General features: G+C 60.0%; 10 protein-coding genes and 1 riboswitch. Of the genes, 5 read left to right on the forward strand and 5 right to left on the reverse strand.

The annotated features are described in order from the left end of the window. Window positions 1-16: 16 nt before the first annotated feature. From HMPREF3138_RS08625 to HMPREF3138_RS27455, 3 genes are read right to left on the reverse strand one after another with little or no spacing between them, the layout of a single operon-like run. Window positions 17-1,309 (reverse strand): maltoporin, encoded by a 1,293-nt coding sequence (locus HMPREF3138_RS08625; RefSeq protein WP_048234809.1) that lies wholly within the window; start codon window positions 1,307-1,309, stop codon window positions 17-19. 29 nt (window positions 1,310-1,338) lie between these two features. Continuing rightward, entirely contained in the window at window positions 1,339-2,448 is a 1,110-nt protein-coding gene (malK, locus tag HMPREF3138_RS08630) for a maltose/maltodextrin ABC transporter ATP-binding protein MalK (protein ID WP_038874339.1), read from the reverse strand. Next, window positions 2,441-3,412: an alpha-amylase family glycosyl hydrolase gene (locus tag HMPREF3138_RS27455; RefSeq protein ID WP_038874389.1), complete on the reverse strand. Its 972-nt coding sequence runs from the start codon at window positions 3,410-3,412 to the stop codon at window positions 2,441-2,443. The genes malK and HMPREF3138_RS27455 overlap by 8 nt, the downstream gene beginning before the upstream one ends. A 358-nt stretch (window positions 3,413-3,770) precedes the next feature. Between HMPREF3138_RS27455 and malE the strand changes: the two genes are divergently transcribed. From malE to malG, 3 genes are all read left to right on the forward strand, one after another. After that, window positions 3,771-4,964, forward strand: coding sequence for a maltose/maltodextrin ABC transporter substrate-binding protein MalE (gene malE, locus HMPREF3138_RS08640; protein ID WP_025304464.1), 1,194 nt, complete (start codon window positions 3,771-3,773; stop codon window positions 4,962-4,964). A gap of 182 nt (window positions 4,965-5,146) precedes the next feature. After that, window positions 5,147-6,724 (forward strand): maltose ABC transporter permease MalF, encoded by a 1,578-nt coding sequence (gene malF, locus HMPREF3138_RS08645; protein WP_038874341.1) that lies wholly within the window; start codon window positions 5,147-5,149, stop codon window positions 6,722-6,724. An 11-nt stretch (window positions 6,725-6,735) separates the two neighbouring features. Beyond that, window positions 6,736-7,626 (forward strand): maltose ABC transporter permease MalG, encoded by an 891-nt coding sequence (gene malG / locus HMPREF3138_RS08650; RefSeq protein ID WP_038874343.1) that lies wholly within the window; start codon window positions 6,736-6,738, stop codon window positions 7,624-7,626. Window positions 7,627-7,714: 88 nt separating this feature from the next. On the opposite strand, the gene psiE is transcribed toward malG, so the two are convergent. After that, window positions 7,715-8,122: a phosphate-starvation-inducible protein PsiE gene (gene psiE / locus HMPREF3138_RS08655; protein WP_004936694.1), complete on the reverse strand. Its 408-nt coding sequence runs from the start codon at window positions 8,120-8,122 to the stop codon at window positions 7,715-7,717. 225 nt (window positions 8,123-8,347) lie between these two features. Between psiE and HMPREF3138_RS08660 the strand changes: the two genes are divergently transcribed. Then, window positions 8,348-9,781: a capsule assembly Wzi family protein gene (locus HMPREF3138_RS08660; protein WP_038874345.1), complete on the forward strand. Its 1,434-nt coding sequence runs from the start codon at window positions 8,348-8,350 to the stop codon at window positions 9,779-9,781. Between the two features lie 63 nt (window positions 9,782-9,844). Here the strand turns inward: HMPREF3138_RS08660 and pgi are convergent, their stop codons facing one another. Continuing rightward, on the reverse strand, window positions 9,845-11,491 hold the full coding sequence (gene pgi / locus HMPREF3138_RS08665) for a glucose-6-phosphate isomerase (protein WP_033639258.1): 1,647 nt from the start codon (window positions 11,489-11,491) through the stop codon (window positions 9,845-9,847). Window positions 11,492-11,720: 229 nt separating this feature from the next. On the opposite strand from pgi, the gene HMPREF3138_RS08670 reads away from it, so the two are divergent. Then, entirely contained in the window at window positions 11,721-13,529 is a 1,809-nt protein-coding gene (locus HMPREF3138_RS08670; RefSeq protein ID WP_038874347.1) for a cation:proton antiporter, read from the forward strand. A gap of 52 nt (window positions 13,530-13,581) precedes the next feature. Next, window positions 13,582-13,776: riboswitch (Lysine riboswitch) on the forward strand. Window positions 13,777-13,879 lie beyond the last annotated feature (103 nt).

A 13,879-nucleotide genomic window follows, 5' to 3' on the forward strand; every position in this document is an offset into this window, starting at 1 on the left:
CCCCGTCCTGTCGTCGTTACCACCAAATTTCCATCTGGGCGCCGAAGGTGACTTCGTCATCCTTGCCGCGGCTGAAGGTATGCATGCTGGTGTCGTTGTATGCGGTGCCGGCGTTATACCCGGTGTCGTCGCCGGTGGCGTAGCCCCACTTCTCATCCCACTTGGCGTAGGTGGCGAACAGACGGATGGCCGGACGCGACCAGATGCTGTTGCCCGCCTGCCACTGCTGCGCCAGGGTCACTTTATACTGGCCGTTGCGATCGCCGGTGCGCTGGGATTTGACGTTGTCGTAGCCCGCTTCCAGCAGAGTGCTCATGATCGGCGTCCATTTGTACATCGGGCGCACGCCCACGGTGTACCAGGTGGTGCCGTTGTTGTTGTCGCGGTCGATGTCCTGGAACATGGCGACGTACATCATGGCCCATTGATCGTTGAAGTCGATGGCGCCGTGATCCAGCACGCGGATCATCTTGCCGTTGTTATCGATGGTGGCGCCCTGGCTGCGGCCGTTGTTCTGCGAGGTCATCGAGTCGGTGGCGTACTGCACCACAAACTTGTTGTAACCGCTCAGGATGCTCTGCGTGTGTTCCGCGGTGAACATCCAGCCGTCTTTGCTGGCGCCGTCGGCCAGATGGTAGTGATCCTGCGCATTGGCACGGCCATAGTCCACACCCAGCTCCAGGGTGCCGCCCGGGTTCAGTTCCAGCCCGGCCAAGCGCACGTCGAAGGTATCGTTAACGGTCGGGCGCTGTTTCCATTCGTTATCCAGGTAGCCGTAAGAACCGCCGGACTCCGAGTTGCGGGTCACGGCGGCGGACAGCTTGCCGAAGCCCAGATCGATGTTTTCCAGACCGGCGCCCGGGCCGGAGATATCCCAGTAGTAGAAGTCGATCATGTGAACGTCATGACGCTGATAGAAGCGCTTACCGGCCCACAGCGTAGAGCCCGGCAGCCAGTCGATCAGGTTTTTACCCTGCACGTTGACTTCGCGGAAGCCCGGGGTCACATCTTCCCAGTCGGAACGTTGCGAGACCGAATAGGCCAGGTTGGTGTCGAAATAGAAGCTCTTGTCGCCTTCTTTCCACACTTCCTGCCCCAGCTTCAGCTCGGCATAGGTTTCGCATTCGTTGCCGAGACGGTATTTGCTCGCGGCGCCGGTGGCCTTGAAGCACTGTTGCTCACCGCCGCTGCCGGTCCAGCCGATGCCGGAACGGGCATAACCGTGAAAATCCACGGCCAGCGCCTGAGTCGAGAGAACACCGGCGGCGACAGCCAGTGCCAGAGGAAGTTTGCGCAGAGTAGTCATCATTATTCTCCTGTTATACCGACTTTGGTGCTTTAAACGCCCGGCTCCTGGTGCAGCCGTTTACATGCCGTACCGTCTTCACGGAACAGGTGGCAGCGGTGAGGCGGCAGGCCGATGGCGAATGTGGCACCTTCTTCTACCAGCACCACGTCATTCTGGCGGTACACCAGGTTTTGACGGATGGCCGGGATTTGGATGTGGATTTGCGTCTCGTTGCCGAGCTGCTCCACCACCTGTACGTCGCCGGTAAGCCGCACTTCTGAGGCTTCGCCGGGCAGCAGATGTTCAGGGCGAATGCCCAGGGACAGGTTGGCGCCGGGTTGAACGCCCGCGCCTTCCACCGGCAGCCAGACCAGCTGGCGGTTGGGCAGTTCGACCTGCACCTGTTGCGGCTGCGCCGCGGTCACCTTGACCGGCAGGAAGTTCATCTTCGGCGAGCCGATAAACCCGGCGACGAAGCGGTTGGCCGGGTAGTGGTACAGTTCCAGCGGCTTGCCGACCTGGGCCACGCGACCGGCGTCAAGCACCACGATCTTGTCGGCCAGCGTCATCGCTTCGACCTGATCGTGGGTGACGTAAATCATGGTGCGCTGCAGGCGCTTGTGCAGACGGGAGATCTCGATGCGCATCTGCACCCGCAGCGCGGCGTCGAGGTTGGACAGCGGTTCGTCGAGCAGGAACACGTCCGGCTCGGCCACCAACGTGCGGCCGATCGCCACGCGCTGACGCTGCCCGCCGGACAGCGCCTTCGGCCGCCGATCGAGCAGGTGCGCCAGCTGCAGCACCTCAGAGACCTGGTTTACCCGTTGATTGATTTCCGCTTTCCTGGCGCCGGCCAGCTTCAGGCCGAACGACATGTTGTCCGCCACCGACAGGTGCGGATACAGCGCATAGGATTGGAACACCATGCCAATGCCGCGCTCGGAAGGCGGCACCTCATTCATGCGTTTCTCGCCGATCAGCAGCTCGCCGGAGGTGATGTCCTCCAGCCCGGCGATCATGCGCAGCAGCGTCGATTTACCGCAGCCCGACGGCCCGACAAACACCACAAACTCGCCGTCTTCGATGGTCAGATTGACGTCTTTGGAAATCACGGCCTCACCGAAGGCCTTATAAACGCTGCGCAGTGTGACGCTAGCCATGCGTTACTCCCCTGCTTTCGCAGTTAACATGTCGTGTGAAAATGGCGGAGGCAAAGCCCGCCAAAACCCATTGATGACCCTCTTGCTGCGCGCCGTGCTGCCATGCCAACGGCAAGGTCGCCTCAGACGGCGCGGCCGCCTGAGTATAAGGCTGCAGGTTTATCAGCGCTTCAAGGCATTGATCCTGATGGGTAATAAGTAAGCGCACCACGCCGTCTCGCTGGCTGACCGCGCTCAGCTCGCCGCGCTGGATGAGCGGCGAACGGCGCAGGGCCAACAGCGCCTGGCAGTAACGTAAGGTGGAGTGGCTGTCGTGCTGTTGGCGGCTGATGGCCAACGCACGGTGTTCGATCGCCACCTGCTGATACCAGCTGATTTCGCCGGCGGTGACCTGTTCGGGGGCCTCATGCCACGGCATCGGCGTTTGCGCGCCACGCGGATCCTGCAGGCCGGCGGCATGCGGCAGCCCCAGCTCTTCGCCCTGATACAGGCAGATCGGCGCCGGCAACATCGCCAGCAGCGTCAGAAAGGCGGCGGCGGAGCGCAAATCGCCCTGCCCCCAGCGGCTGACCACTCGGGGCTGATCGGCGTCGCCGGTGCTCCACAGGCTGTCCGCCAACGAGGCGCGGCGGGCATGCAGCACCGCTACCAGCTTCTCCGCGCTGAACGGCATCACGTCCAGCGCCAATGCGCCGTGGGCGAACCGCTGCGGCGCGGCCGCATTGCGAACGCGGTTAACTTCATCGGCGTACCACAGCGTCAGCCCTTCGCCCGTCACCGCCGCCTCGGTCTCCGGCGCCAGCGTCTGCGGCAGCAACAGGCCGTCGATCGACAGCGCTTTCAGGTACGGCAGCGCCGCCAGCATGCCGTGCGCGTCGCCCACGCCGTCCCCGTTTCCATCACGGAAACTGGCCGGATGGATCCGGTACAGGCTGGGCTGAGTGGCGATAGGCATTGACGACATAAATCCGGTATCCCTGCTGCGCGTGGCGTTGAAAATCAATGGGCCGATAGTGCGGGAGTCGCCGGAAAGGGTAATCATCCGTAACAGGATTTTTCATGGGGGAGGAGACGGGAGGATGAGAGAACGACCGCAGCGATGAGAAGTTCCGAGCTTAAGGCAAATCTGTGATCCGGCTGGCAAAAATCGCCCCCCTATTTTGTGCCTGACGCCACAGAATAGAGCGCAACGTTAACTGGATCACACTCCTCATCACAGGGGCGTAGAAGGGGGGAGGATGAGAATATGTCGCGTTGTGACCCACTATTACCGCGAAACGTCTCTCCTTGACTTATGTGCCCACAAAAAGAAGGACTGGATTATGACTCGCAGCATTACCCTCGCCCGCACGCTGGCACTCTCGGCACTGGCCACCCTGGTGCTCTCTTCTTCCGCCTTCGCCAAGATCGAGGAAGGCAAACTGGTCATCTGGATCAACGGCGACAAGGGCTATAACGGCCTGGCCGAAGTCGGCAAGAAATTCGAAAAAGACACCGGCATCAAGGTCACCGTCGAGCACCCGGACAAGCTGGAAGAAAAATACCCGCAGGTGGCCGCCACCGGCGACGGCCCGGACATTATCTTCTGGGCCCACGACCGCTTCGGCGGCTATGCGCAGTCCGGCCTGCTGGCCGAAATCCACCCGTCCAAAGCCTTCCAGGACAAGCTGTTCCCGTTCACCTGGGACGCGGTGCGCTATGACGGCAAGCTGATCGGCTACCCGATCGCCGTCGAGGCGCTGTCGCTGATTTACAACAAAGACCTGGTCAAACAGCCGCCGAAGACCTGGGAAGAGATCCCGGCGCTGGACAAGCAGCTGCGCGCCAACGGCAAGAGCGCCATCATGTGGAACCTGCAGGAGCCCTACTTCACCTGGCCTATCATCGCCGCCGACGGCGGTTATGCCTTCAAGTATGAAAACGGCAAATACAACATCAAGGATGTCGGCGTCGCCAACGCCGGTTCGCAGGCCGGTCTGCAGTTCATCGTCGATCTGGTGAAAAACAAACACATCAACGCCGATACCGACTACTCAATCGCCGAAGCCGCGTTCAACAAAGGCCAGACCGCGATGACCATCAACGGGCCGTGGGCCTGGAACAACATCGAGCAGAGCAAAATCAACTACGGCGTGACGCTGCTGCCGACCTTCAAAGGCAAACCGTCCAAGCCGTTCGTCGGCGTGCTGACCGCCGGCATCAACGCCGCCAGCCCGAATAAAGAGCTGGCGACCGAGTTCCTCGAGAACTACCTGCTGACTAACGAAGGGCTGGCGGACGTCAACAAAGACAAGCCGCTGGGCGCGGTGGCGCTGAAGTCCTATCAGGAAGCGCTGGCCAAAGATCCGAAGATCGCCGCCACCATGCAGAACTCGCAAAACGGGGAAATCATGCCGAACATCCCGCAGATGAGCGCCTTCTGGTACGCCGAACGCAGCGCGGTGATCAACGCCGTCAGCGGCCGTCAGACGGTGAAAGCCGCGCTGGACGACGTGCAGACCCGTATCACCAAGTAACGACGTCGTGCGGGATTAACATCCCCGAAATAATTGGAGTTACACCGCGACGGCAAGTACGCACATCCCCGGGAGCATAGATAACGCTGTGACCGGGGTGAGCGGACGCAGCCAACAAAGGTGTAGCTTCAAGTATGAAGGGGACAAGTGCCCCGCCGTTGCTTCACAGAAAGGAATGCCCTATGCAATTCGCTCACGCCGGGACGCCTGCGCGTAAAAAATCGAAGTGGTGGCAAAGCGACGCGCTGAAATGGCTGGTGGTCGGCCTGTTCAGCCTGGTGACCTGCTACCTGATTGTGTTGATGTATGCACAGGGTGAATACCTGTTCGCCATCCTGACGCTGATCCTGGTCAGCGCCGGGCTTTACGTCTTCGCCAACCGCCGCGCCTATGCCTGGCGCTATGTGTATCCCGGCGTCGCCGGCATGGGGCTGTTCGTCCTGTTCCCGCTGATCTGCACCATCGCCATCGCCTTCACCAACTACAGCAGCACCAACCAGCTGACTTTTGAACGCGCGCAATCGGTACTGATGCAGCGCCAATTCCAGAGCGGCAAAACCTTTACCTTCGGCCTCTACCCGGCGGAAAACCAGCAGTGGCGCCTGCAGCTGACGCCACCGGACAGTGAACAGCCGCTGATCTCCGAGCCTTTCCGCCTCGACGCCGCCGCGCCGCAAACCCTGAAGCTGACGGCGCAGAGCGCCGCGCCGCAGGGCGAACGCGCCACGCTGCGGGCGATCACCCAGAACCGGCAGGCGCTGAGCCAGCTGGTGGCGCAACTGCCCGACGGCGGGGAATTGCGCATGAGCTCCCTGCGCCAGTTCTCCGGCACCCGCCCGCTGTATGCGCTGGACAAAGACGGCAGCACGCTGACCAATAATCAGACCCAGGTGCGCTACCGGCCGAACGGCGACACCGGCTTCTATCAGGCGATCAACGCCGACGGCGGCTGGGCGCAGGAAACCCTGAGCCCGGGCTATACCGTCACCACCGGCTGGAAAAACTTCCTGCGGGTGCTGCAGGACGAGGGCATCAAGAAACCGTTCGTGTCGATCTTCATCTGGACCATCGTGTTCTCGGTGATGACGGTGATCCTCACCGTGGCGGTCGGCATGGTGTTGGCCTGCGTGGTGCAGTGGGAGGCGCTGAAAGGCAAGGCGATCTACCGCGTGCTGCTGATCCTGCCCTATGCGGTGCCGTCATTCATCTCGATCCTGATCTTCAAAGGTTTGTTCAACCAGAGCTTCGGCGAGATCAACATGATGCTCAGCCATCTGTTCGGCATTAAACCGGCCTGGTTCAGCGATCCGCTCACCGCCAAGAGCATGATCCTGATCGTCAACACTTGGCTCGGTTACCCGTACATGATGATCCTGTGCATGGGGCTGCTGAAGGCCATCCCGGACGATCTGTACGAGGCCTCGGCGATGGACGGTGCCAACCCGTGGCAAAACTTCTTCCGCATCACCTTACCGCTGCTGATCAAGCCGCTGACGCCGCTGATGATCGCCAGCTTCGCCTTCAACTTTAACAACTTCGTGCTAATCCAGCTGCTGACCAACGGCGGCCCGGATATGATCGGCACCACCACGCCGGCCGGCTATACCGATCTGCTGGTCAGCTACACCTACCGCATCGCCTTCGAAGGCGGCGGCGGGCAAGACTTCGGGCTGGCGGCCGCCATCGCCACGCTGATCTTCCTGTTGGTGGGCGCGCTGGCGATCCTGAATTTGAAAGCCAGCAAGATGAACTTCGATTAGGGAGAATAACGATGGCCATGGTTCAACCCAAGTCCCAGCGCCTGCGCCTGTGGATCACCCATATTTTCATGCTGTGCTTTATCGCCCTGATCATGTTCCCGCTGCTGATGGTGATCGCCATCTCGCTGCGCTCCGGCAACTTCGCCACCGGCAGCCTGATACCGGAAACCCTCTCCTGGGATCACTGGCGGCTGGCGCTCGGCTTCAGCGTCACCCACGCCGACGGCAGCGTGACGCCGCCGCCGTTCCCGGTGCTGCTGTGGCTGTGGAACTCCATCAAGATCGCGGCGATCACCGCCATCGGCATCGTGACGCTATCCACCACCTGCGCCTACGCCTTCGCCCGCATGCGTTTTCGTGGCAAGAGCACGCTGCTGAAAAGCATGCTGATCTTCCAGATGTTCCCGGCGGTGCTGTCGCTGGTGGCGCTGTACGCCCTGTTCGATCGCCTGGGCCAGTACATTCCGTTTATCGGCCTGAACACCCACGGCGGCGTGATCTTCGCCTACATGGGCGGCATCGCGCTGCACGTCTGGACCATCAAGGGCTATTTCGAAACCATCGACAACTCGCTGGAAGAGGCGGCGGCGCTGGACGGCGCCACGCCGTGGCAGGCATTCCGTCTGGTGCTGCTGCCGCTGTCGGTGCCGATTCTGGCGGTGGTGTTCATTCTGTCGTTTATCGCCGCCATCACCGAAGTGCCGGTAGCGTCGCTGCTGCTGCGCGATGTGAACAGCTACACGCTGGCGGTGGGGATGCAGCAATATCTCAACCCTCAGAACTACCTGTGGGGCGACTTCGCCGCCGCCGCGGTGCTGTCGGCGATACCGATTACCGCCGTGTTCCTGCTGGCGCAGCGCTGGCTGGTGGGCGGCCTGACGGCCGGCGGCGTGAAGGGGTAATTTGTGCCACTGCAGTGCGTTTGATGTCTTTCCGCGATAGCGGTAATCCTGTGTCTTTGGCGGCCATTGGCCGCCATTTTTATCTCCACTATTCCCGTTTCAGCCGATCGGTGTTGGCCAGATAGAGCGTCACCACCAGCACCAATATCGCCGCGGCGTAGATCAGGGTATCGATGGGATTCTTGTGGTCCACGATAATCAAACGAATAATCGCGGTAATGCCGATATAAATAAAATAGCGCAGCGGGAAATGATAACCCGACTCAAAATACTTGACGATCAAGGCGATAAATTCAAAGTACAAGAAATAAATCACGATGCCTTCAATCAACAGATATGAAGAAGACTCTTCGTTGTTGATAAATAACACCTTCGCCAGGTGGAGGGTCTCCTTGACCAGAAACACCACCAGAATTGCCGCCAGCAGCAGCAAACCTACGTTCAGTACCCGCTGCAGCCCTTTCGCTATCATGATCGAACGCGACGTTTTTGCCATAAAACCTCTCTCTGAATACCGCTAATATGATTCAACCGTGCCAATATAGGCATTGTCTTAAAAATTATGCCCCGCGCGAAAGCACTTTAAACCCCATTTAATTCATAAAGTTATAATAAGATGTTTCTGGCTTATAGATTTGTAGCAAATCGAAATGTCAACTATCATGGGTCACAGAGATCTTTACATAAAACCAATAACCTCGAATTAACAAGGGAATTCTTTATGCGCGCTAAACTTAACGGACTGGTCGCTGCGGGCCTGTTTACCTGTGCATTGTCCGGCCACGCCGCCGGCCTGGTAACCCCTGACAACGATCTGCGTAACGATCTCGCCTGGTTGTCTGACCGCGGCGTCATCAACGTCAGCCTGTCCACCTGGCCACTGAGCCAGGAAGAGATCAGTTCCGTTATCGCGCAGGCCAAGCCGGTCACCAATACCGAGAAAAACGTCATCGACCGCGTGCAGCGCCGTGTCGATGCCTTGAAAGCCAACATCCGCGTCAGCGGTTACGCGTCGACGGATAAACCCGGTACCCCGCAGGGCTTCGGCCAAAATGAGTACGCCGACGATCGCCTGACCATCGGTGCCGGCGCCAACGGCGAGTTCTGGGACGTACGTCTGCAGGGTTCGGTGGAAGGCGATCAGCGCGTCAGCGACGGCTCCAAATTCAATATGAACGGCTCCTACGGCGCGGTGAAAATCTGGAACCAGTGGCTCTCCTTCGGCGAAGTTTCCCAGTGGTGGGGCCCTGGCTACGACGGCAGCCTGATCCGCTCCGACGCCGCGCGCCCGGTCGCGGGCTTCATGCTGCAGCGCGCCGACCAATCGCCGTTTGAAACCCCGTGGCTGTCGTGGATCGGCCGCTGGCAATACCAGCTGAGCGCCGGCCAGCTGTCGCAGTACAGTTCAGTACCGCACACCAAACTGATCGGTGGCCGTTTCACCATGATGCCGACCGACTTCGTCGAACTGGGGGCTTCACGCATCATGATGTGGGGGGGTGAAGGCCGCCCGCAATCCTGGAGCTCATTCTGGGATGCGGCAACTGGTAAAGACAACACTGGCGATAGAGCTAACGATCCTGGCAATCAGCTCGCCGGTTTCGACTTCAAGTTGAAGATGCAACCGTTGATCGGCCTGCCGGTCAGCCTGTATGGTCAATTGGTGGGTGAAGATGAGGCAGGCTATCTGCCATCGCAAAATGCCTATTTGCTCGGCCTTGAAGGCCACCCGGAATGGGGTCCGACTACCATCAACTGGTACATCGAGGGTTCAGATACCCGCTCGGATATGAGTCGTAAAAACTACGTCTACAACCACTACGTTTACAGAGGCGGTTATTATCAGCAAGGTTACCCGCTGGGCCACGCCATGGGCGGCGACGGCCAGATGCTGTCCGGCCGCGTAGAGCTGGTGCTGGACGACAGCCAGCGCTGGAGCACCCGCGTGGTTTACGCCAAGGTGAACCCGCTGAGCCAAAGCATCAACCAGGCGTTCCCTAAATCCGATACGCTGAAGGGCATTCAGGTCGGTTGGGGTTACACCTTCCCGTCTCAGGTTAAGTTCGATACCAGCCTGTGGTACACGGACAACGATCACAGCACCGCCGATGACGTGGGCGCGGGCGTCAGCTTCGAAGTACCGATCAACCTGTAATTTTTTGCCGACGTAAAAAAACCCGCCGCGGCGGGTTTTTTTTATTGGCTTCCGCTCAGACGATTAGCGCCATTCCTTGAAGCGGTTGATCAGCGCATTGGTCGAGCTGTCGTGGCTGCTGATTTTCTCGCTGCCCGCCAGCTCAGGCAGGATGCGGTTAGCCAGCTGTTTGCCCAGCTCCACGCCCCACTGATCGAAGGTGAAGATGTTCAGGATCGCGCCCTGGGTGAAGATTTTGTGCTCGTACAGCGCGATCAGGCTGCCCAGGCTGAACGGGGTGATTTCGCGCAGCAGGATCGAGTTGGTCGGACGGTTGCCTTCAAACACTTTGAACGGCGCCACGTGCTTGACCTGCTCAGGGGTTTTACCCTGCGCCGCGAACTCGGCCTCTACCACTTCCAGCGACTTGCCGAACGCCAGCGCTTCGGTCTGGGCGAAGAAGTTGGACAGCAGTTTGGCGTGATGATCGCCCAGCGGGTTATGGCTGATGGCCGGTGCGATGAAGTCGCACGGCACCAGCTTGGTGCCCTGATGGATCAGCTGGTAGAACGCATGCTGGCCGTTGGTGCCCGGCTCACCCCAGATGATAGGGCCGGTCTGGTAATCCACCGGATTGCCGTTGCGATCGACGTACTTGCCGTTGGACTCCATGTTGCCCTGCTGGAAGTAAGCGGCGAAACGGTGCATGTACTGATCGTACGGCAGAATGGCTTCGGTTTCGGCGCCGAAGAAGTTGTTGTACCAGATACCGATCAGCGCCAGCAGCACCGGCAGGTTTTTCTCCGCCGGCGTTTCGGCGAAGTGCTTATCCATGGCGTGCGCGCCGCTCAGCAGCTGCTCGAAGTTGTCATAACCGATGGACAGCGCGATCGACAGACCGATCGCCGACCACAGGGAGTAACGGCCCCCTACCCAGTCCCAGAACTCGAACATGTTGTCGGTATCGATGCCGAATTCGGCCACCGCTTTGCCGTTGGTGGACAGCGCGGCGAAGTGCTTGGCCACGTGCTGTTGATCGGCGGCGCTGCTCAGGAACCAGTCGCGCGCGCTGTGGGCGTTGGTCATGGTTTCCTGGGTAGTGAAGGTTTTGGAGGCCACCAGGAACAGCGTGGTTTCCGGGTTCAACGGCTGCAGCGTTTCGGCGATATGGGTGCCGTCGACGTTGGAGACGAAGTGCATGTTCAGGTGGTTTTTATAAGGGCGCAGCGCTTCGGTCACCATGTAAGGGCCGAGATCCGAACCGCCGATGCCGATGTTCACCACGTCGGTGATCGGCTTGCCGGTGTAGCCTTTCCACTCGCCGCCGATGACGCGCGCGCAGAACTGTTTGATCTTGGCCAATACCGCGTTCACTTCCGGCATCACGTCTTTGCCGTCGACCAGGATCGGGCTGTTGCTGCGGTTGCGCAGGGCAATGTGCAGCACCGCGCGATCTTCGGTGCGGTTGATTTTCTCACCGGCGAACATCGATTTGATGGCGCCTTGCAGATCGGTTTCTTTCGCCAGCGCCTGCAGCTTCTCCAGGGTTTCCTGCGTGATACGGTTCTTGGAATAGTCCACCAACATTTGGTCGTTGAAGGTCGCGGAGAACCGGGAGAAACGATCGCTGTCCTGAGCGAACAGGTCGGCGATCCGTACGTCTTTCATCTGTGCATAATGTTGCTGCAGGGCTTGCCAAGCAGCGGTTTGACTAGGATTGATATTTTTCATAGCAACACTCTTAGGCTTGAGAATAAAAATGACGCGTTTGTCCGATTGTAGCCTGTTCGACTGTGATTATGATCTCTTTTCTTGCGATAGGCGCTAACTGTCAACGCATTGCCGCCTCGTTTCAGCTTTCACTCTATACTTTGGGCTAACGGCCTGTTATCGGGGTTATCGAATTGTCATCAGGCTGTGTCATCGTCGCTTATTTCGTCATTTGAAAGGGATCTCGCTTATGGAATTATCCGCCCCACTCATGTTGGTGCTTATCGGCCTGGCGTCGCTGCTGGCGCAGTGGCTGGCCTGGCTGCTGCGCCTGCCGGCCATCTTGCCACTGCTGCTGTTCGGCATCGTACTCGGCCCGACGGTGCATCTGGTGCAGCCGGATCTGCTGTTCGGCGATCTGCTGTTTCCGCTGGTGTCGCTATCGGTGGCGATCATCCTGTTTGAAGGGGCGTTGACGCTGCGTTTCGAGGAGATACGCGGCCTCGGCGGCGTGGTGCGCAATCTGGTCACCGTCGGCATGCTGGTTACCTTTCTGGTCATCAGCCTCGCCAGCTGGTGGCTGCTGGATTTCCCGCCGGAGCTGGCGGCGCTGATCGGCGCGGTGACGGTGGTGACCGGGCCAACCGTGATCGCTCCGCTGATGCGCGTGGTGCGGCCGAACGCCAACATTAACCAGGTGCTGCGCTGGGAAGGGATCGTCATCGATCCGGTCGGCGCCATCTTCACCCTGCTGGTGTTCGAATTCATCGTGCTGAAACAGAATGCGGAGTCCTATACCCACCTGTTTTGGACGCTGGGCGTGACCGCCGCCGTCGGCCTGATCGCCGGCGCGCTGTTCGGCTACCTGCTCGGCCTGGCGCTGCGCCGCGTCTGGCTGCCGCGCTACCTGCAGAACCTGGCGGTGCTGGCGATCATGCTGGCCGCCTTCGGCGTTTCCAACGCCATCGCCGACGAATCCGGCCTGCTGACCGTCACGGTGATGGGCATCTGGCTGGCCAACATGCGCGACGTCGATACCAGCGATATTCTGGCGTTCAAAGAGGAGCTGTCGGCGATCCTGATCTCGGCGCTGTTCATCATTCTGGCGGCGCGGCTCGACATCCAGGCGCTGTGGAACATGGGCTGGCCGCTGCTCCTGCTGCTGCTGGCGGTGCAGTTCATCGCTCGGCCGCTGTGCATCGCTGTATCGACCTGGCGCTCTTCCCTGCACTGGCGCGATCGGCTGCTGCTGTGCTGGATCGCCCCGCGCGGCATCGTCGCCGCGGCGGTCAGTTCGCTGTTCGCGCTGACGCTGCAGCGCAGCGGCTATCAGGGCGCGGACCGGCTGGTCACCGTGGTGTTCGCCATCATCATCGGCACCGTGGTGCTGCAAAGCCTGACCAGCGGCATGATGGCGCGCTGGCTGCGGGTGCAGCAGCAAAAACCGCGCGGCGTGCTGATCGTCGGCGCCAACAGCGTGGCGCGCATGCTGGCGCAGGCGCTGATCAAGCTGAACGTGCCGGTGATCGTCACCGACAGCAGTTGGGAATACTACCGCCAGGCGCGCATGGACGGCATTCCGGCCTACTATGGCCACGCCTACTCCGAACACGCCGAGAACTATCTCGACCTGAGCAATATCGCCCAGGTGTTGGCGCTGTCGCCCAATCGCCACCAGAACGCGCTGGCGGTCTACCACTTCGGCCATCTCTTCGGCGAGGATCACGTGTTTGCCATCCGTTCGGGGGCGCCGCTGAAAGGGCGCGGCGCCAGCGCGGAAAGTTCGCGTTTCCGCCGGCATGAAATTTTATTTAATCAGGAAGCCACCTACGGCCGCCTGAGCAGCCTGCTCGCCAGGGGGGCCACCATCAAGGCAACCAAATTGAACGAAAATTTCGGTTGGCTGGAGTATTTGGAGAAACATAAGGGCGTTATCCCGTTATTCAGCCAAAAGGAAGATGGTTCTCTGCAACCGATTGGCGCCGGTTCCACGCCCGCGATGCCCTGTACGCTTATCGCGCTGGTACAAGATGAAAATCCCTCACCGTCTGTACGTTGACAGAATGGCGATAACCGGCTATTCCTAACAGCCTACTTGCGCACCCGGTGCGCAAGCCAGAAGAGGCGCGTCGCCCAGGTAGAGTGTCAGAGGAGCCGTTTCTCCGTTGACGGCACCCGAGGGGGAGCGACGCCGAGGTAGGGTAATGGCCGGCCATTATCGTATCGACTACAGGGGCTGAATCCCCTGGGTTGTCACCAGGGGATCGCCCACAGGGCGATCGACAAGGTGGGGCGCTTCTGGGTGTATCGTAGACCTCTACGCCTGCCCCCTGTTTACCGCTCTCCCCTTGTGCCAAGGCTATGGAATTACAGTGCCCCAAACGGGCATCCCTGACACGAGGTTTCTAG

The sequence above is a fragment of the Serratia sp. HMSC15F11 genome, from assembly GCF_001808215.1.
Taxonomy (GTDB): Bacteria; Pseudomonadota; Gammaproteobacteria; order Enterobacterales; family Enterobacteriaceae; genus Serratia; species Serratia nevei.

What these genes read in the sequence shown, in the direction of transcription:
- HMPREF3138_RS08625 (WP_048234809.1), bottom strand. Translation starts at nt 1,309, where the DNA reads ATGATGACTACTCTGCGCAAACTTCCTCTGGCACTGGCTGTCGCCGCC.
- malK (WP_038874339.1), bottom strand. Translation starts at nt 2,448, where the DNA reads ATGGCTAGCGTCACACTGCGCAGCGTTTATAAGGCCTTCGGTGAGGCC.
- HMPREF3138_RS27455 (WP_038874389.1), bottom strand. Translation starts at nt 3,412, where the DNA reads ATGTCGTCAATGCCTATCGCCACTCAGCCCAGCCTGTACCGGATCCAT.
- malE (WP_025304464.1), top strand. Translation starts at nt 3,771, where the DNA reads ATGACTCGCAGCATTACCCTCGCCCGCACGCTGGCACTCTCGGCACTG.
- malF (WP_038874341.1), top strand. Translation starts at nt 5,147, where the DNA reads ATGCAATTCGCTCACGCCGGGACGCCTGCGCGTAAAAAATCGAAGTGG.
- malG (WP_038874343.1), top strand. Translation starts at nt 6,736, where the DNA reads ATGGCCATGGTTCAACCCAAGTCCCAGCGCCTGCGCCTGTGGATCACC.
- psiE (WP_004936694.1), bottom strand. Translation starts at nt 8,122, where the DNA reads ATGGCAAAAACGTCGCGTTCGATCATGATAGCGAAAGGGCTGCAGCGG.
- HMPREF3138_RS08660 (WP_038874345.1), top strand. Translation starts at nt 8,348, where the DNA reads ATGCGCGCTAAACTTAACGGACTGGTCGCTGCGGGCCTGTTTACCTGT.
- pgi (WP_033639258.1), bottom strand. Translation starts at nt 11,491, where the DNA reads ATGAAAAATATCAATCCTAGTCAAACCGCTGCTTGGCAAGCCCTGCAG.
- HMPREF3138_RS08670 (WP_038874347.1), top strand. Translation starts at nt 11,721, where the DNA reads ATGGAATTATCCGCCCCACTCATGTTGGTGCTTATCGGCCTGGCGTCG.